Source organism: Enterococcus sp. DIV1767 (assembly GCF_050542585.1).
Lineage (GTDB): Bacteria > Bacillota > Bacilli > Lactobacillales > Enterococcaceae > Enterococcus_D > Enterococcus_D innesii.
The window spans coordinates 1,804,287-1,823,868 of sequence record NZ_CP172936.1; the positions used below are offsets into that span (position 1 = coordinate 1,804,287).

At 42.3% G+C, this 19,582-nt stretch carries 19 protein-coding genes; 1 reads left to right on the forward strand and 18 read right to left on the reverse strand.

The features are described 5' to 3' along the window. Positions 1-61: 61 nt before the first annotated feature. From pepT to IGI78_RS08760, 9 genes are all read right to left on the reverse strand, one after another. Positions 62-1,294 (reverse strand): peptidase T, encoded by a 1,233-nt coding sequence (pepT, locus tag IGI78_RS08720; RefSeq protein WP_096742748.1) that lies wholly within the window; start codon positions 1,292-1,294, stop codon positions 62-64. A gap of 11 nt (positions 1,295-1,305) precedes the next feature. Further along, positions 1,306-2,424, reverse strand: a complete 1,119-nt coding sequence (locus tag IGI78_RS08725; protein WP_313263704.1) for a Nif3-like dinuclear metal center hexameric protein — start codon at positions 2,422-2,424, stop codon at positions 1,306-1,308. Continuing rightward, on the reverse strand, positions 2,421-3,116 hold the full coding sequence (locus IGI78_RS08730; RefSeq protein WP_086292329.1) for a tRNA (adenine(22)-N(1))-methyltransferase: 696 nt from the start codon (positions 3,114-3,116) through the stop codon (positions 2,421-2,423). Before IGI78_RS08730 ends, IGI78_RS08725 begins: the two co-directional genes overlap by 4 nt. A 95-nt stretch (positions 3,117-3,211) precedes the next feature. Continuing rightward, complete coding sequence (locus IGI78_RS08735) at positions 3,212-3,673, reverse strand: hypothetical protein (protein WP_140964789.1); 462 nt, start codon at positions 3,671-3,673, stop codon at positions 3,212-3,214. Positions 3,674-3,699: 26 nt separating this feature from the next. After that, positions 3,700-4,629 carry a primosomal protein DnaI gene (dnaI, locus tag IGI78_RS08740; protein WP_005226006.1) on the reverse strand — a complete coding sequence of 310 codons (930 nt, stop codon included), beginning with the start codon at positions 4,627-4,629 and terminating at the stop codon, positions 3,700-3,702. Beyond that, a complete protein-coding gene (locus IGI78_RS08745; protein WP_195265085.1) occupies positions 4,629-6,005 on the reverse strand; it encodes a replication initiation and membrane attachment family protein in 1,377 nt (458 codons plus the stop codon). Before IGI78_RS08745 ends, dnaI begins: the two co-directional genes overlap by 1 nt. Before the next feature lie 13 nt (positions 6,006-6,018). After that, positions 6,019-6,489, reverse strand: coding sequence for a transcriptional regulator NrdR (gene nrdR, locus IGI78_RS08750; protein ID WP_005226004.1), 471 nt, complete (start codon positions 6,487-6,489; stop codon positions 6,019-6,021). A gap of 203 nt (positions 6,490-6,692) precedes the next feature. Then, the gene (locus IGI78_RS08755) at positions 6,693-7,334 is read right to left on the reverse strand and encodes a FusB/FusC family EF-G-binding protein (protein ID WP_195265084.1); all 642 of its coding nucleotides are present in this window, start codon (positions 7,332-7,334) and stop codon (positions 6,693-6,695) included. Positions 7,335-7,580: 246 nt separating this feature from the next. Beyond that, positions 7,581-7,910: a hypothetical protein gene (locus IGI78_RS08760; RefSeq protein ID WP_008380072.1), complete on the reverse strand. Its 330-nt coding sequence runs from the start codon at positions 7,908-7,910 to the stop codon at positions 7,581-7,583. A gap of 176 nt (positions 7,911-8,086) precedes the next feature. Here IGI78_RS08760 and IGI78_RS08765 point away from each other — a divergent pair, with 176 nt between their 5' ends. Next, positions 8,087-8,866 carry an ABC transporter ATP-binding protein gene (locus IGI78_RS08765; protein WP_195265082.1) on the forward strand — a complete coding sequence of 260 codons (780 nt, stop codon included), beginning with the start codon at positions 8,087-8,089 and terminating at the stop codon, positions 8,864-8,866. A gap of 161 nt (positions 8,867-9,027) precedes the next feature. On the opposite strand, the gene coaE is transcribed toward IGI78_RS08765, so the two are convergent. The 9 genes from coaE to IGI78_RS08810 all read right to left on the reverse strand — a co-directional run bounded on the left by coaE (position 9,028) and on the right by IGI78_RS08810 (position 19,515). Continuing rightward, complete coding sequence (coaE, locus tag IGI78_RS08770; RefSeq protein ID WP_086292322.1) at positions 9,028-9,621, reverse strand: dephospho-CoA kinase; 594 nt, start codon at positions 9,619-9,621, stop codon at positions 9,028-9,030. After that, a complete protein-coding gene (gene mutM / locus IGI78_RS08775; protein WP_081118578.1) occupies positions 9,618-10,460 on the reverse strand; it encodes a DNA-formamidopyrimidine glycosylase in 843 nt (280 codons plus the stop codon). Before mutM ends, coaE begins: the two co-directional genes overlap by 4 nt. A 15-nt stretch (positions 10,461-10,475) precedes the next feature. Next, positions 10,476-13,121 carry a DNA polymerase I gene (polA, locus tag IGI78_RS08780; RefSeq protein ID WP_086292321.1) on the reverse strand — a complete coding sequence of 882 codons (2,646 nt, stop codon included), beginning with the start codon at positions 13,119-13,121 and terminating at the stop codon, positions 10,476-10,478. A 125-nt stretch (positions 13,122-13,246) separates the two neighbouring features. Next, on the reverse strand, positions 13,247-13,939 hold the full coding sequence (locus IGI78_RS08785) for a Bax inhibitor-1/YccA family protein (protein ID WP_074535957.1): 693 nt from the start codon (positions 13,937-13,939) through the stop codon (positions 13,247-13,249). After that, positions 13,932-14,405: a MaoC family dehydratase gene (locus tag IGI78_RS08790; protein WP_005235769.1), complete on the reverse strand. Its 474-nt coding sequence runs from the start codon at positions 14,403-14,405 to the stop codon at positions 13,932-13,934. The genes IGI78_RS08785 and IGI78_RS08790 overlap by 8 nt, the downstream gene beginning before the upstream one ends. 142 nt (positions 14,406-14,547) lie before the next feature. Further along, entirely contained in the window at positions 14,548-15,882 is a 1,335-nt protein-coding gene (gene murC, locus IGI78_RS08795; RefSeq protein ID WP_077454527.1) for a UDP-N-acetylmuramate--L-alanine ligase, read from the reverse strand. A gap of 114 nt (positions 15,883-15,996) precedes the next feature. Beyond that, positions 15,997-16,461 (reverse strand): SprT family protein, encoded by a 465-nt coding sequence (locus tag IGI78_RS08800; RefSeq protein ID WP_077454528.1) that lies wholly within the window; start codon positions 16,459-16,461, stop codon positions 15,997-15,999. Next, positions 16,458-18,644: a Tex family protein gene (locus IGI78_RS08805; RefSeq protein WP_086292317.1), complete on the reverse strand. Its 2,187-nt coding sequence runs from the start codon at positions 18,642-18,644 to the stop codon at positions 16,458-16,460. The genes IGI78_RS08800 and IGI78_RS08805 overlap by 4 nt, the downstream gene beginning before the upstream one ends. Positions 18,645-18,780: 136 nt before the next feature. Further along, a complete protein-coding gene (locus IGI78_RS08810; protein ID WP_077454530.1) occupies positions 18,781-19,515 on the reverse strand; it encodes a metallophosphoesterase family protein in 735 nt (244 codons plus the stop codon). Positions 19,516-19,582 lie beyond the last annotated feature (67 nt).

Below are 19,582 nucleotides of genomic sequence, written 5' to 3' on the forward strand. Positions count from 1 at the left end.
CTGCGTGAAGAGTTCCCAGCCCAAGAGTTTTTCATTTATTCCATCAAATCAAAAGCAACGTTTATGCTTGAGCATTCAGTTCGACGATTTTCACGATCACATCGGTCGCCTTCATCATTGATTGTAGCGAGACGAACTCATAACGACCGTGCATATTTTCTCCACCAGCAAAGATATTCGGTGTTGGAATCCCTAGATAGGAGATTTTCGACCCATCGGTCCCACCACGAACAGGTTCTGTTACCGGAGTGATTCCCACTGCTTCCATCGCATCTTTTGCTAAATCAATGATACTCATATCTTTTTCGATGATTTCTTTCATGTTGTAGTATTGATCATATAGATGAACGTGCACTCGCGGTTCATCAAAGCGGGCATTCAAGCTTTCTTGAACCGCTAATAATTGTTCTTTTCTTTCTTCAAAACGGGTCCGGTCATGATCTCGAATAATGTATGCCATTTTCGCTTCTTCTACTGAGCCACTGAGGCTCATCAAATGGAAGAACCCTTCTGTCCCTTCGGTTTTCTCAGGAACTTCATCAGCCGGTAGCGTATTTTGAAAATCGACTGCTAGTTGCAAAGCGTTGATCATGGTGTCCTTCGCAGTTCCTGGGTGGACATTTTTTCCTTGGATCGTGATTTCAGCTTGCGCCGCATTAAAGGTTTCATATTGCAATTCTCCTACTGGACCGCCATCCATTGTATAGGCAAAATCAACATTGAAATCTTCAACATCGAACTTATCTGCACCAACACCAATTTCTTCATCAGGGCCAAAAGCGACTTTGATTTCCCCATGTTTGATCGTTGGGTTTTTAAGTAAGATTTCCATAGCTGTCATGATTTCTGCGATACCTGATTTATCGTCAGAACCTAATAAAGTGGTACCATCAGTAGTGATCAAGGTTTCGCCAGCATAATTTTTTAAATTCGGAAAATCTTTTGTGTTTAATGTGTATTTTCCTTCTTTATCTAATTTAATGGTCGATTCGCCATCGTAATTTTCGATGATCTGCGGATCAACATTTTCTGCATTAAAATCGGCCGTATCCATATGGGCGATAAATCCAATGGAGCGTACGTCATGATCCACGTTACTTGGCAATGTCCCAATCACGAAACCATTGGATTCGTTGTAGTGAACATCGCTTAATCCTAATTCTTCTAGTTCTTTTTGCAGTTCTTTAGCAAAAGCGACCTGTGTTTCGGTGGAAGGTGTTGTCGTGCTTGTTGCATCCGAACGGGTTTCTGTTTTTACATAGTTCAAAAAGCGAGGCAATAAATTTTCGTACATAAATAATTCTCCTATCTATAGTCAAATGGATTTGTTGAAGTGGTGGAAGGAACAAAGGTCACAGCCCAGTTCTCTTCTGCTTTCCACTGGTTGAATTTCTCAATAAACCGAGGAATACATTCCTTTTCGATGTTATGCCCTGGATCGATCCCGATCAACCCATTGGCTTGCATGTCATGGGCAAAATGGTAACTGATATCGCCAGTGATGTACACATCCGCTTGATGGCGTAAGGCATCCGAATAAAAGGATTGGCCACTGCCGCCGCAAATGGCGATTCGCTGAATTTTTTCAGGTGCATCAGGAAAGCTGACGAGGCGTAAAGCAGACAAACCAAAGCGTTCTTTGACACGTGCAACAAACTGATCAAGGGAAAGAGGTTCAGCAAGGTTACCAACCCGCCCGATCCCATAAGTCTTCGGCAAATTGTCTAAGGCATACAGATCATAAGCCGGCTCTTCATATGGATGCGCGGCGATCATTGCCGAAAGCACCTTTTTCTCGATCGTTTCTGGAAAAATGACTTCGATTTTCGCTTCTTGCACCTGTTCTTCTTTTCCAATCTCACCAATCGCTGGATGAGCAGCTTGTTGCGGCGTAAAGCGACCGGTGCCAATCAAGGAATAGCTGGTATTTTGATAATTGCCTTGCTGACCGGCGCCAGCTTTACCTAATGCCTTTCGTAACGCTGGTGCCGATTCAACAGGGGTAAAAACAGCTAGTTTCTTCATTTTTACTTGATGGGTTTGCTTCAAATACGTGTCGGGTTCAACTTCTAATAGTTCACAAAACCAATCGTTCAAACCATCTTCAATAATATCCATATTGGTGTGGGCAGCGTAAACGGCGATATCATGCTTGACGAGATCCATTAGCATCTTTTGTTGTGGATCATCTGTCAGCAAGCGGTTCAAAGGCCGAAAGATCGGTGGGTGTTTGGCAATGATCAAGTCGATCTTTTTCTCGATGGCTTCTGCCACCACTTCTGGACGTACATCAAGAGTCATCATGACTCGCTCGAGCGGTTTGTTTAATGTGCCAACATGTAGACCAACAGGATCGCCTTCTTCTGCCAACCATAACGGGCAGTATGCTTCAAAGCGTTTGATAAATTCTTGACCAGAAATCATGCCAACACCTCCTTGATCCATTCGATTTGTTCCTTCAATTCATTCATTTTCTCAGCAGGTGGTTCTTTGGCTTTCTCTAACTCTTTGACCACTCGTTGACGCTGCTTCAATTCATGCTGCCATTTTTTTAGGAAAACTGGATTTTTTTCTTTTAATAAAAAAGGACCAAAAAATAATTGCTGGGTCGTGTACGTCGCTTTTCCAGTTTCCGCAACGATGATTTCATAATTTTTATCATTTTCTTCTAACAGCACTTCATGAATGATCGTAAAATTGTGATCAACAAGCCATTCTCGCAAGGTCCTTTCGCCAACATTCGGTTGTAAGACCAAACGTTTGACCCCCGCTAAGCGATTTTTCCGGCTTCCTTCTTCTAAAATCGAACGTATCAGTGTGCCGCCCATTCCAGCAACAACAACCGTGTCGATCTCATCTGCTGGCTGAACAGCGTCCAATCCGTCTGCTAAGCGCACCACGATCTTCTCTGTGAGCCCGTTTTTACGTACTTGTTTACTGGCAGAATCATAAGGTCCTTGAACGACTTCTCCAGCTACAGCATAAGTGATTTTGTTCTGCAGCATTAATGCCACAGGTAAATAAGCATGGTCGGAGCCGATGTCGGCGATACGTGCTTGGTCGGGAATTTGTTCGCCCACGCAAGCCAAACGATCCGATAATGCATGTTCGTTCATATTGTCACTCCTTCTTTCGTAGTATAACACGCTTTCCAAAAATAGAAAAAAATGTGCGTCTTGACTGTGGTGCCATTGCCAAGGCGCACATTGCATTAATCCTTCACTAATTCAACCTTTTGAATCGAGTTGCCGGGAATTTGCGGTGGGATCGACATCGTCATGATCGGGACGCCTTGCAGCGACACTTGGACCTTGTCTCCTTCAACTAACTCCTCGATCTCTCCTGAATAGGCCTCGACTGGGACATGGAGAATGACCCCATCATTTTGAAAACTTTGGACGACTTGATCCTCATCTTCAACAGCCGCTACGTCTTTCAAAAATAATTGAAAGGTATCATCCGAACCTGCTTGGGCATCTTCTTGGATAATACCAGTAAAAACCGTCGCTGTTTCGCTCTCTGAAGAATTATTGGCAACGGAACTAGCATTCTCACTTGATTCAGAAGGCGTGTTATCGCCACTTGATGCATTGTTGTTTTCGGGACTGCCACAAGCCGTTAACAGCAGCACTGTTGCTAAGGACAAGCCTAGAATCAGTTGTTTTTTCATCATCTTCTTCCTCCAGTAATAGTCATTTTTTAGGCATCATTTCGTCGATTTTTGCCCGTCATTTGGATCTCTTGTGTCAAGTAACGAATACGCTCCATAATACGTTTGGCTTTCAATGGTTCGGATTCGCCGCGTTGCGTTACCGAAAGATGCTGTTCCAACTCATGCATGGTAAAATTCGAGGTGAAAAACGTCGGGAGTTGCTCTTGCATTCGGTATTGCAGAATCACACCGAAGACTTCATCACGAATCCAACTACTCATCGCATCCGCACCGATATCATCCATCATCAAAATGGGGGCTTTTTTCACTGCATTCAGCTTATCCCCCACCTGATCTTTGCCGATTGCTTGTTTCATCTCTACTGCAAATGTCGGGAAGTGAACCAATGTCGTCGTATAGCCTGCCTCCGCTAAATCTCTGGCGATCGCGCCAAGCAGATAGGTTTTTCCGATCCCAAAACTCCCCACAAAGTACAGTCCTTTATGAAACTCCTGTGGATTGGCTGTCAACTCACTAATAAAATCAACGGCAGCTGCGATGGCCTCCATTCGGCCAGGCGTTTGCTGATAATCTGCAAAACTTGCTTCTTGTATATCTTTAGGCATATCCATCGCTTTGATGCGACTGCGGATCTCTTCTTGCTTCTGATATGCCAGTAGTTCTTTCGTTGGTACATAGGTGACGTCAATAAAATGAAAATTTAACGCTAAGCGCGGCTCATAGCCCGGTGCGATCATGGATGGATCATTGATGCGGAATTTCCGCTTTTCTTGGACGAACTCATACAGTTTCGCATAGCTTTTTTGAATATCTGCTTCGGTCAATACCTCTTCATTTTCGGCAATAAACGCTTTAACATCAGGATCTTGTAAAACCTCTGCCATCATTGCTGAAAACTGATCACGGTAATTGCGTTTATCCAATAGTTTTCCTAAGTTTTTCCCTACATCTTCCATTACTTGTCACCAGCTTTCTTATGCAAGTAGTTTTGCAGTTTTTTATCTAATTCTGCTTGTCGCTCTGGTGTTAATGCTGTCTCTTCCACTGGTTTTTCAGCCCAAGAAGGCAGCTTTTCTTCGCGAATGATTTTTTTTCCGTTGGTTTGTGGTCGGCTGCGCTTTTCCTTGGCACTTCGAACAAGACTCCGGACATGTTTGATCGCATCTTCTGCCGTACCGATTTTTAATTCTGACCACTGAGCGGCAATATTATTTACATAATTTCCTGACAAAGCGGCGTTGTTTTGGACTACCAAAACGTAATGAACCAAAACATTGATCACACTATTCGGTAATGGTGATCGTTCGACAAGGCTTTTGATCAACCATTGTTCTGAATCTGTCATAAAACTGCTTTTCTCCGCTTTAATCGCTTTTAAAAAGGCGATTGGCGCATTGTTTTCACTTTCTTGAATCAATAATACATCATTTTCTGAAAAACCATTCTGCTTTAGTGTATTGAAGCGGCGTAATTGGCTTTCTGCTTGAGGATCTTCCCTTTTTGTTGTTTTCGTGAAGGTCTGCCGCGATTTTTTCATGATCGCTTGCTCCAGCTTCTTCTGATCGATCTCGCCTGTTGTCAAAGAAACATTGTCCGCCATCAAATCCAACAATTCCAACACATCATAGCCGTATAAAGAATGGTATAGAACTAACTTTTGTCGAAAACTTGGCGTGAAATTAGCGGCACGGATATACCGGCGCTGCGCTTCATATAAAAGAAAGTCCCAATCCAACTGCTTTTCGTCAAGCACCAAGTTCGCATTGGTTTCCTGAAAAGAATCACTGACTGCCTGTAGCGTTTCTTCCTGGGAAGCAAAACGAGCGGTATTTAACCCATAAGCGGCTGAGAAGGATTGAGTCACTTCCTGATAATCGGTTAAAGAACATTGTTTTGGTTGATACAGCTTGACCAGTTGATTAAATTTACGCTCCCCGACTCTTTCCAACAAAAGATAAGCATACAATTCATCTTGAAAAAACGCTGCTGGATGAACCGGTTCTTGCAACCAATACAGATACGAGCTTCCGTTTTGAGCATCTGCTTTCTCATACGACTTTAGCAAGCCAATGCCCTCTAAGTTTTGCTTGGCTTTTATGAAGCGAGGCATTCCGGCATTCATGGCATTCAAGATATCTAAATGCACCGTCGTTATCGCCTCCTCACCATAAAAGGTTTGGGCTTGGACATCACTTGCGAGTGTCAAATACAATGCTAAAGCATCACTTTCAATAATTGGTTGATACAAATAAATGAGGGCGTCTTTTCCTTCCGTTGTAAGTGGACGGCTTTTAAACACTTTGTACGTTTGATTCGGTAAACTATTGCCCACTTGCTGTCCCCCTCTATTCTTGTGGTTCTTTCGCTTTCTCGACAATGTCTTGCAGTTCTTTTAAGAAAACCGACATGTCTTTAAATTGCCGATACACACTGGCAAAACGAATATACGCGATCTCATCTAAATCAACTAAATCTTCCATCACATATTCACCAATTTGCGTAGTTGAAATTTCGTTTTCTCCAAGAGCACGAACACGGCTTTCAACATGATCGACGATCGTTTCCATCTGATCCATTGTCACTGGTCGTTTTTCAGCAGAACGAATCAAGCCCCGTAAAATTTTTTCTCGGTTAAATTCTTCACGGGCACCATTTTTCTTGATTACAAGAAGGGGTGCCTCTTCAATACGTTCAAATGTTGTAAAGCGATAGCCGCAATTTTCGCATTCACGACGACGGCGAATCACACGTCCATCATCGGCTTGTCGACTATCAACTACCCTCGAATTGTTATGATGACATTTTGGACATTGCATAGTTCCACCTCATTTTCTCTCTTATGCGCTTACGTTTTCACGTAAAGTCATCGATTTCTATGATTAATTATAACATGAAATCCATTGGTACAATAGCCAAAGTGGTTTATTCTGTTCATTTAATACAAAATTTAAATAATGTTATAACTGTTGTTTTTTTCAATGTAAAAAAACGACAGAAATCTTTCTGCCGTTTCATTTCGTTATTTATCTTTCATTTGCAGCAAAGAAAAAAACTCATGCAAATTCTCCGGCTGCTCCAACTGCTGATTACACTGTTGACTATCACGGCAAATATAATTTCCGCGTTTCGTATACGTCCCATCGCCGTTGCTTTTGGTCAAAGAAAGAAACATTGACACATTTCCTTCCTGCTGGCACAAGGGACAAATTCCTTTTTTGACCTCGGTTGACACATGACCGTGAAGCCCTGTAAACCCTTGTTCAGTGGCTATAATCATAAACTTACTTTGACTACCGATATCATCCCAGGCAAGATAAGTGGTTTCCTTCAAATCCACGGAAGCAAAATCAGGTACTTTCAGTTTTTTTACTTTCCGAAACATTTTTTCAATTTGCTTCGTTGTCGGCACCTGAAAGGGGCGAACGTATTCTTTAAGTTCAGCTAACAGCTCGTTACTCCGGCTGATCGTCATTCCTGGTTGGAAGAAAGCAGCTAAAATGGTTCGGGGTGCGGTTTCTTCTTCAGGAAAAAATTGTTCAATTGCATCTTTGGTCATCGATTCGACCGTTTTGATCGTTCGAGGGTCATTGACCGATTGATAGGTTCGGACTAATTGGTACACTTGGTGTTTAATCGCGTGAAATTGGTAAGGTTCAATCATTGAAAAGCCTTCTTTCTATTTTCTCATTTATTCTCGCGGCTGTTCTACTTTCTTGACAGTCGTACACAATGCATAAATTAGCATTTGATGACCACCTCCCAATTTCTTTGCTTCTCGCTATGCGATCTTAATGGATTATAATGAGATGTTGAGCAATTGTCAACTGAGCAGTAGTCTCTTGACTCTTCATCCACTCTGATTAACAAAAAAATGCCTCGTCTAGAAGACGAAGGCATCCGTGTTCAGTTATAATTTATCTTCAATTCCAGTATAATGTTTCAGCTGGTCTGCATCTCGACGATCGGCAGAAGAAATTTTATTGGCATCAGGATTTTCAGCTCGCAACAATTCTTCACTGCTGACATTTTCTGGGGTAGTTCGATCATTGCGGGCATCGCGCTCGTCATTTTGATCTTCTAATTCGTTGACTCTTTTTTGATCGTGCTCTTTCTTGATCTGACCTTCGTGTGCTTGTTCTTTTCCAGAATGGGCAAGTTCTTCATTATTGGTCCATTCACCGATTTTTTCTTTAGCCTTGCCAACGATCACATCTTTTTCGTCTTTAAAAGTACCCATAGTTATCATCCCTCCTGTATAGTTTCATCATAACAAGCATTCTGAATTCTGACAAAAGATATGAATGCGATACCAACCAACCAGCGAAATTTGGAAGGATGTGTTATAATAGCAGGTATTATTTTCTGAATATTCTTACAAATGGAGGTGAAGAACCTTATTAGGTTCAATTATCGATGACAGTCCTTGATTTTCAACAGGTTTCATTCATTCGCAACCAGCAATTTTTATTAGAAACTATCAATTGGCAAGTGAAAAAAAATGAACATTGGGCGATTTTAGGCCTGAATGGCGCAGGCAAAAGCTTACTATTGCAACTGATAACAGGAACCTTATGGCCTTCTTCTGGTCAACGAACAGTCCTAGGTGAACGATATGGCAAAACATCTGTCCCGGATCTTCAACGGCGCATCGGTTGGGTTAGTTCCGCTTTACAAAATAAATTTTATGGACGAGATCTTACTGAAGAGATCGTTCTATCTGGGCTTTATTCCAGTATTGGTCTTTATGAAACTTATGATGAAAACCAATTAGACCAAGCAAAAGCGCTTTTGGCTGACTTGGGCCTGACTCATCTGATCCATCGTTCCTATCACGTTCTTTCACAAGGAGAAAAACAATTTGTCATGATCGCACGTGCCATGATGGCACAACCAGAGATCCTGATTTTGGACGAACCTTGTACGGGTCTTGATTTATTTGCGCGAGAAGAACTGTTAGCACGATTGGAGGATTTTTCAAAGCTGACAAAAACACCCACCATTCTTTACGTTACCCATCATACAGAAGAGTTGCTACCGCTTTTCACTCATTTGCTGATGCTAAAAAACGGCAAGGTCCATGCTGCAGGTAAACGAGAGGCCATTTTTACTGAGGAGGTTCTCACTACTTTTTATGATCAGCCGATCCTTCTTCACCCCTTCACAGGTGACCGAATCATTGTGACACCCAAGTAAGAGGTACGCATCAATGCATGGTAAACATTAGACACACAATGATGTTTGCCACAAGTCAACTTTTTTCAGAAACGATAGTTCTTTGTAAGATTACGAAGATTTGCTGTTGTACAAAAAAAGACAGCAGGTTTCCTTTTGTGAAAGGGAACCTGCTGCTTTACCTATTTGTTTATAGATGCAAACCAATCATCGATCTGCTGATTGAGTTGGGCGATCGTTCCTTGATTGTCAAAGACAATATCGGCCCGTTGTTTCTTTTTCTCAATTGACAGCTGACTGTCGATTCGTTGTTGCGCTTCTTGCTCAGTCAACTGATTGCGTGCCATCAACCGCTCTTTTTGAATGGCTTCTGGCACATAAATGACTGCGGTTTGATCCATGTATTGGTCATAGTCGGCTTCATAAAGCAAAGGAATGTCAACGATCAACAATGGCACTTCCTGCTTTTTTTCTTCGATCTGAGACAAAATCTCTTGTCGAATAAAAGGAGATAACGTCTGATTCAGTATCCGGCGTTTCTCTGGATCGTTAAAAATCAAAGCACCAAGGGTTTGCCGATCTAGGTGTCCATCATCGGTCAAAATCTGCGGACCAAAGGCTTGCGTCACCGCCTGCAAGCCCTCCGTATTCGGTTCAACGACTTCTCTTGCGATGATATCGGCATCAATAATCGGTAAACCCAGTGATCGAAAATGCGCGACTGCGGTACTTTTTCCGGTGGCAATCCCCCCCGTGACTCCTAAGACAAAACTCATTTGCTGGACCTCACATGCAATTTTTGGCACTGAGGACAAAAATGTGTCCCCCGTTGGGCAACTTTGATCTTGACGATTGGTGTACCGCATCTGCCACAAGGATTGCCCGTCTGGCCATAGACATTTAATGACATTTGGAATTTCCCGGCTTCTCCTAGTGCATTGAGATAGGTACGAATGGTGGTTCCGCCTGCTTCAACAGCTCGTTCTAAGACATCGATAATTGCTTCATGCAGCACATCTACTTCAGTTGGCATTAATGAATCCGCTGGTTGCTCTGGATGGATTTTCGCTTGCCACAGCGCCTCATCTACATAAATATTGCCCAAACCAGTAACGAGCTTTTGGTCAAGCAATAACGGTTTGATGGCTTTTTTAGACCGCTTCAATCCTTGTTCAAATGCTTCTAATAAAAACAATTCAGGCTTAGGCTCAGGACCTAATTGCATGATCCCTTTATAGGCTGCGCTTTGGTCTTTATCCACTAAGGTCATACGACCAAATTTTCTTACATCATGATAATTTAACTGACTGCCATCTGTAAAATGGAAAATGACATGTGTATGTTTATCAACAATTGGTTCTGACTCAAAATATTCATACTTGCCTTCCATTCGCAAATGTGAGATCAAATCATAATCTGTCAATTTAAAAATCAGAAACTTTCCGCGTCGTTCGAATTTTTCAAAGCGTTGCCCTTTCAAAAGCGCCGAAAAGATCGGCACTTCAGGACTTTCGATGATTCGCGGCCACAGGATCTCGACCGATTCGATCCTTTTATTCAAAACAAGTTTTTCAAGTCCTTTACGGACCGTTTCAACTTCTGGTAATTCCGGCACCTCTGTTCACCTCATTTATTTAGCATCGTACCATGTTTTGCCCCAATTGCTGTCTGTCAGTAAAGGTACATGCAATGCAACGGCTTGCTCCATCACTTCTTTCACTAAAGCGTCAAGACGAGGCAATTCAGATTCAGGTACTTCAAAGACTAATTCATCGTGTACTTGCAGCAGCATCGTTGCTGCTAATTTTTCTTCTTTCAAACGTTTCGCCAGATCGATCATGGCAATTTTTAAGATATCCGCCGCACTGCCTTGAATCGGTGTATTGATGGCAGTTCTTTCGGCAAAAGTTCGAATATTGAAATTGCGCGAATTGATATCAGGTAGGTAACGACGGCGATGATACAAGGTTTCAACGTACCCTTTGTCCTTCGCCTCACGAACGACATCCTCCATATACGTTTTCACCCCAGGATACTTTTCAAAATACGTATCGATGTATTGTTGGGCGGCTTTTCTGGTGATTCCTAGATTCTGGGATAAGCCATAATCAGAAATACCGTAAACGATACCGAAGTTGACTGCTTTTGCTTGACGACGCATATTTGGTGTCACATCTTCTGCTTTTTCGATACCAAAGACTCGCATCGCTGTGCTTGAGTGGATATCTTGACCTTCGATAAAGGCTTCTTTCAAATGGGTATCATCTGAAATATGTGCCAACACCCGTAATTCGATTTGAGAGTAGTCAGAAGAATAGATCACCCAATCAGCTTCGCGTGGCACAAAGGCTTCGCGGATCTTTCTACCTTCTTCTAAACGAATCGGAATATTTTGTAAGTTTGGATCGACAGAACTTAAACGACCAGTTTGGGTCAAGGTTTGCACATATCGCGTATGGACTTTGCCATCTCCTTGGATCACTTTTAATAAGCCTTCTACATAGGTTGATTGGATCTTAGCGATTTGACGATAAGTCAAAATATCTTCAACGATCGGTGCTTGCTCTTTTAGTTGTTCTAACACATCGACTGCGGTCGAATAGCCAGTTTTGGTTTTTTTAATAACTGGTAAGCCCATTTTTTCAAATAAAATCACACCCAATTGTTTCGGTGAGTTTAAGTTGAAGGTTTCACCAGCTTCGGCATAGATTTTTTCTTCAATTTCATGCAACCGTTGCGCAAATTCGCCCTTCATCTGATGCAAGCGAGACGCATCAACTTTGATTCCAGTAATCTCCATCTCAGCTAAAATCATTGATAAAGGCAATTCCATTTCTTCAAATAGCGCTGTTTGATTCTTCGCTGCCAATTCTTCTGTAAGTTTTGGGGTTAGGTTTGTAATCGCCGCTACTTTACGGGCTAAATGAGCAAAGAAGTCTTCCTCATCCGCCGGCAGCCCTTTTTTCGCGCCTTTTCCATAAATCGCTTCATCCGATTGGATCGCATCATAGCCATAGTGAGCGGCAACACCTGCGATGTCATTATTCGTATCATTCGTGTCTAAAAGATAAGCTGCCAATAAAACATCAAAAGCGATTCCTTTTGGTGCTGTCGTGTACCGGTTTAACGCCACGTACGTGCGTTTGGCATCATAGACGAATTTTTTACGTTTCTCGTCTTTTAACCAATCGGTAAAGACTGGACTTTCAAACAATTCTTCACGATTGCTGACATAAATTTTTTCTTGATTGCCCCAAGCAACACCGACGATGTCTTCCAAATGATAGTTATCCCCCATCATCTCGACATACAATGCTGTGTCTCCCTGGAACATATCCTCCGTTACTTCTTCAACGACCGAAAACAAAATGTCTTCCATCTCAACTGGTTCAGCTGTAATCTGCAGCTTATCTAAGAAGCTATTAAAGTTCATTTCTTGGTAGAATGGCACCAATTTCTCTAAATCTTTGCCTTCATATTTGAGTTTGTCGACATCGACCTCAATGGGCGCATCCACATCGATGGTTGCTAATTGTTTTGAAAGAAAGGCGATCTCACGATCATTGATCAAGTTTTCTTTCATCTTGCTTTTTTTCATTTCATCGATGTGTTCATAGATCCCCTCAACAGAGCCATATTCTTTCAATAGCTTGATGGCTGTCTTCTCACCAATTTTGGTGACGCCGGGAATATTATCGGAAGCATCGCCAGCTAGTCCTTTCATGTCGATGATTTGTAAGGGCGTTAGGCCGTCATATTTTTCAGCCACATGAGCGGGCGTATAACTTTCAATTTCGCTAACTCCTTTGACCGTAATGTCAACTTTCACGTGCTCCGTTGCCAGCTGGGTTAAATCGCGATCGCCAGATAAAACGACGACATCAAATAGCTCTTTATCGACTTTATTTGCCAATGTGCCAATGATATCATCGGCTTCATAGTTATCTAATTCGTAGTATTGAACACCTAACGCGTTGATCAATTCGCGAATGTAAGGCATTTGTTCTTTAAATTCCCCAGGGGTTTTTGAACGTCCACCTTTATAATCTTCATACATCGCTGTCCTGAAGGTGGTTTTTCCAGCATCAAAAGCCACTAAAACATGTGTTGGCTGTTCTTTTGCCATCACATTTTCAAACATAGTATGAAACGCATAGATGGCATTTGTGTGCAGCCCATTGGCATTTTTAAACCGTTCTAATGAATTATGCAACGCAAAAAACGCACGGAAAGCCACACTATTCCCATCAACGAGTAGTAATTTATTTTTTGGCATTTGATTACTCCTTTTCTCAAAAAGTTCCTCTTTATTCTATCAAAGAACGGGCACAAAAGCGATGAATTGCTTTGTTTTCTCTCTCATTTTATACAAAAAAAAAGGCGAGTTTCCTCGCACTTTTTTTAGTTGTTTTTTCCAAAGATTCGCAATAACGCAAGGAATAAGTTGATAAAATCTAAATACAGTTGTAGTGCCATGAAAACGGCCACTCCAGTATTTGCGCCACCATTCGTTGCGAAGTATACATTGCGGATTTGTTGATTGTCATAAGCGGTGATCCCCATAAAGACAAAGACGGTCACGATCGATAAAAAGAAATCAACCGGTTGACTGCGTAAAATAAATACATTCAAGAGCGTCGAGATGATGATCCCGATCAACAGACCATAGCCGATACGTCCAACCACACTTAGATCACGTTTGGTCATGATCCCAAATGCTGACATGACACCAAAAGTGACAGCTGCGGAAACAAATGCCCCCACGATCGATCCAAAGTCATAGATCATCAGTGTCACAGACAAGGTCAATCCATTCAAGAGCGAATAGACTAAAAAGCCAGCAACGGTCAAGGACGGATTTTTCTGCGCCTTCACCCCTAATACAATAACTAGAATGATCTGTAAGATCCAAAGACCGGTAAATCCTAGCGGAAAGTTACTGATAAATTGCAGGGTTTGCGCTTGGAAGACTTCCCCAAAAATATAGGCTGAAATCGCACTGATCGCAAGCCCAACGCCGAAGAATAAATACACTTTTGAATAAAAGCGATTTAAGCCTTGGGCTTGGACGGTTTCATTGTTTAAATTATTCATCTTGTTGTTCCTCCTCATTTACTGCTACTGCTTTTGGCGGCTGGACCATGACCACAGCATCTAAAATACGATGATCTTCTGTGTTGATCGCTTCAACCGAAATAGTTACCACGTCTTTCATTTTATCCACTTTGATCACTTCGAATTCAAAGGTCAATGTTTCATAATGATATACAGGTTCAATAAAGTTCACCGAAAAATTGACTACATGAGAGCCAGGACCAGGCAAATGTTTCGATACGGCACTAGTGATGATCCCCATTAACATAATGGATGGCACGATGGGACGCTGATACTCAGTATTTTGCGTGTAGTCATGTTGAATATACAAAGGGTTTGCATCATTAGTAAGCCCTAAATATAACAACAGTTGATTGTCTTCGATCGATTCTGTTAAGGATAACGAATCGCCTTCCTCGATATCTTCAATACTTTTCCCTATTTTTCGCGGTTTTCCTATATTCAAAATTTAATTCCTCCAAAAAGAATAGTTTCATCTGAGTATATTCTATCAGATGCCGACAAAAGTGCAAGTTCGCGGTGCTGCTTTTGCAAAAACTTCAAAGGTAAAAAAACTCTTGCAGCAAAAACGCCACAAGAGTCTTTGATTACAATACGTTACGAGTTGTATTGCTTAATAGTTTTTCATAGGCTGTTTCAAATTTTTGCACATCGCCTGCTCCCATGAAAATCACGACAGCATTTTGATGATCCAATAGCGGAGATACGTTCTCTTCTTTGATCACAGTTCCGCCTTTTTGAATTTTATTGCCTAGATCTTCAATTTTAACATCTCCTCGTGATTCACGAGCAGATCCAAAAATGTCACATAGATAGACATGGTCTGCAAGATCCAAAGCTTCCGCAAATTCATCCATTAAAGCGATCGTACGAGTAAAGGTATGCGGTTGGAAGACAGCAATAATTTCTTTCTCTGGATATTTTTGGCGAGCGCCATCGATCGTTGCTTTGATTTCTGCAGGATGATGGGCGTAATCGTCTACGATCGTCATATCCGCTACAATTTTTTCACTGAAGCGACGTTTCACTCCAGGAAATGAAATCATCTCCGCAGCAACTTCTTTCATGTCCAATCCTTCTTTGTAAGCCACAGCGATCACACTGAGTGCGTTGTTGATGTTATGTTGACCAAAAGCTGGCAAGACAAAATGGCCAATATTTTCACCATGGATAAAGACGTCGAACTCTGAACCTTGGGTGGTGCGTTCAATGTTTTTAGCTTGAACATCGTCGTTATCGTTGACCCCGTAATAGTAGATTGGGACATCGGCTTCAAGTTTACGCAAGTATTCATCATCACCAAAAGCAAAAATGCCTTTTTTCACTTGATTTGCCATCGATTGAAAGGCTGAGAAGACATCCTCGATCGAGTGGAAGTAGTCTGGATGATCAAAATCGATGTTGGTCATAATTGCATAATCCGGTGAATAGGCTAAGAAATGACGACGGTATTCACAGGCTTCAAACGAGAAGAACTCCGCATCGGGTTCCCCATGACCGGTACCATCGCCAATCAAGAAACTTGTTGGACGGATACCGCTTAAGACATGAGAAAGCAAGCCTGTCGTACTGGTTTTCCCGTGAGAGCCCGTCACAGCAATACTCGTATAGGGCTGAATGAATTGGCCGATAAAGTCATGATAACGAGTAACTTCTAAGCCAAGTTCTTTGGCTCGTACGATTTCTTCGTGGGTGTCAGGGAAAGCATTTCCTTGGATAATGACCATTTCTGGTTGAATGTTTGCTTTATCAAAAGGCAACAATTTGATCGCTGCTTTTTCTAGATCACGTTGAGTGAAGAAATATTCTTCCACATCAGAGCCTTGTACTTGGTAGCCTTTTTCGTGCAGAATCAAAGCCAATGAACTCATACCGGAACCTTTGATTCCAACAAAATGATGTATTTTGTTTTGATTTTCCATTATTATAATCCTCTTTTCTCAAATCCGCGTCGTAAAAAAACGCGTGTATTGACAAATATCAGGTTGTCACACGACCTACATTATCATACAAAATGAAAAAAATAGCAACGAGTTTTATTTTTCGACTTGACTTTTCTCATCATTTCCTATTTCTAGCAAACGTCCGCGACATTTTCCACAAACATATTTTTTGATATCCACACGTCGCTGCCGCCGAATCACACAGCCGCAATTTTGGCATTGATAGCGATGTTTCGCTGTCCTTTTGGCAGGAGGTGCATATCGCAAGCCTCCCGTTCTTGCCAGCAATGCCTTGAAGGCAGGGTCTTGGTGACGGTGACCAAGACCTGCTAAATGCAAATGATAGTGACACAATTCATGCTTGATAATGCCGATAAAAACCTCCATCCCGTGTTCTGTGAGCATGGCTGGATTGAAATCCAAGTGATGATCACTTAGATGGTAACGGCCACCGGTTGTTTTTAAGCGAGAATTAAACACCGCTCGATGCGTGAATGGTTTATTGAAAACAGACAGGGACAGCTCTTCCACCAAACGCTGCAATTCTTGTTGGGTCATTTAGCATTTCCTGGATCGACCATTGTTAAACTGATACGGCCTTTTTTGACATCTACTTGCTCGATCCAAACGGTTACGACATCACCGACGGAAACAACATCTTTCGGATGTTTTACAAACGAACGGCTTAGCTTCGACAAATGAACCAGTCCGTCTTGTTTGACACCGATATCGACGAAGGCACCAAAGTCGATCACATTTCGAACCGTTCCTTTCAGTTCCATTCCCGGTTTTAGATCTTCCATACTCAACACATCTTTACGCAATAATGGCGCTGGCATTTCATCTCGCATATCGCGCCCAGGCTGCATTAATGCCTTTAAGATATCCGTGATGGTTTCTTTCCCGACTGACAATTTTGCGGAAAGCTCTGCTGGGCGCAGTTGGGCAAGCTTCGCTTTATTTTCTTCCATTTGTTCTTTCCCTAGTTCCGCTAAAGAAATGCCGGCGATCGCCAAAATTTCTTTAGCAGTGTCATAACTTTCTGGATGGATCCCGGTATTATCCAAAATGACTTTTCCGCCAGGAATCCGCATAAAACCGATCGCCTGTTCATAGGCCTTTGGCCCTAAGCGAGGGACTTTTTTCAGTTGATTGCGCTGCGTAAATACCCCGTTTTCTTCTCGATAAGTCACAATATTTTGAGCGGTCGTTTTATTTAGACCAGCCACGTGCTGTAAGAGTGCCGCACTTGCGGTATTGACATCAACGCCTACCTGGTTGACGACTGTTTCAACGACAAAATCCAATTGTTCGGCTAAGCGTTTTTGTGAGACGTCATGCTGATATTGCCCGACGCCCACCGATTGTGGATCAATTTTGACTAATTCTGCCAGCGGATCTTGCAGACGGCGACCAATACTGATGGCACTGCGTTCTTCCACTTGCAGATCAGGGAATTCTTGCCGGGCGATCGGACTGGCCGAATAAACAGAAGCCCCTGCCTCATTCACGATCACATAATATACTTCTTGATCGATCAATTTTAATTGTTCAGCGACGAATTGCTCTGATTCCCGACTCGCCGTCCCATTACCGATTGCGACCATCTCGACTTTATAGGTTTGCAATAAGCGACGAAACGCTGGTCCAGCCGCTTCTCGCTTATTCATAGGCGCTGGTTTATGAGGATAGATCACTTCGATCGCTAGTACTTTTCCTGTCTCATCAATGACTGCTAGTTTACAGCCTGTACGATACGCTGGATCAAAACCTAAAACGACTTTGCCCTTTAGTGGCGGCTGCAGCAACAGATTGCGAAGATTTTCGCCAAAAATCGCAATGGCTTGTTCGTCGGCTTTTTCTGTCAATTCATTGCGGATCTCTCGTTCGATGGCTGGTGAAATAAAACGTTTCAGCGCATCAGCAGCTGCAGCTTCAACAAAACTGGCTGCGGGTGAATCACTATTTGTAATCAGTTTACGCCGTAGGTAATCCATGATTTTTTCTTCATCTGCCACAAGTGCGACCTTCAAGATGTCTTCTTGTTCCCCACGATTGGTGGCTAAAATTCGGTGGGATACCATCTTATTGATAGGATGCTGGAAATCGTAATACATTTCGTAAACGCCTTTTTCATCTTTTTCAGCATTTTTGACCGTGCTTTGATACAGCCCTTTGTTTGTGTAATAGCTACGGATCCAACTACGAAACTCTGCAGTGTCACCAACGCCTTCTGCAATGATCTCGTGCGCGCCTGCTAAGGCATCTTCTACAGTAGGAACAGCATCACTCATAAATTCGGCCGCTTTTTCTTGTACGTCACCTGTTTTTGGAAAGCTTAACAGCCACTGAGCAAATGGTTCCAAGCCGTTTTCTTTAGCGATCGTCGCTTTGGTGCGTCGTTTTTGTTTATAAGGACGATACAGGTCCTCGACGGCCTGCATTTTTGTCGCAGCTAAAATCGCCTGAGATAGTTCAGGCGTTAGCTTTTCTTGTTCTTCTATCAAACGCAAAACCTCTTGCTTGCGCTTCTCTAAGTTTTCTAAGTACTGGTATCGCTCTTCGATTTCTCGAATCTGAACTTCGTCAAGTCCATTCGTCATTTCTTTACGGTAGCGGGCAATAAAGGGGACGGTATTTCCTTCTTGCAATAACTGCAACACCGTACTGATTTGTTTTTGGGTAAAAGCGGTTAATTCTTGTTTCACTAAATCAAGTACCTCTTGATTCATTTCTGCCATTTGTTCTCACCTTTCCTTTGTTGCTTTTGCTATTTTAACATAAAAAAGACAGCCATTGAGCGAACAAGATTGCACGAAAACAACGTTGCTTTCACGACTCTTGTTATGGCTGCTTTTGACTTTTCAAAAAAGACTTTTAAAAGTCTGGTTGCCAAGGGCCTGCTAAATTTTGGTATTCGATATCCTGAACGATCCCTTTCTCATCAAAAATCACGCCATGCACCGATCCACCAAATACTGCCCCGCCATCGATGCCGATTTTGTCATCTTGTTGCCAAAGATCCGTCGTCTGCATATCTCCATGCAGCATTGGCGTGATGGTATGACCAAAAACGATCGTTTTTCCTGTACGGTTTTTTCCTTTATGAAATGGCTCGCGAATCCAGATAAAATCGTGGTCGGCGGTCTTCCGCCAATCTTTTTTACTTAAATCCACGCCCGCATGGACAAAAAGATACTTCCCCCATTCGTAATAAAGCGGCCGCTCCATCAAAAACTCTATTAAGTCTCCATATCTACTTCGGATCATCAAGGCAATTTCCGTTGGAGAATACTCTTCAGTAGCTCCTGAATGTAAAAGACTTTCAATCGTTTCTTTGCCGCCATTGCGTACGTAGGCGGCGAACCAATCCTCTGGGGCATTTAGAAATTGCAGAAAATACTCTTCATGATTGCCACGTAAATAAATCGCTTGATGTTCTTCAACTAATTTCTTTCCGAGCATTAAACACTCTTTGGACTTTGGTCCTCGGTCATTTAGATCACCAATCAAAAGCAACTGATGGATTTTAGGATCATATTCCGCAAGAAGACTTTTAAAAAGATCGGCCATTCCATGAATATCACTGATTGCATAAAGATAGTTTTGCATAGTCATTCCCTCCTTAAAGGCAATTGAGTCTCTTATTATCAATTTTAGCCCTTTGGCTGCAAAATGT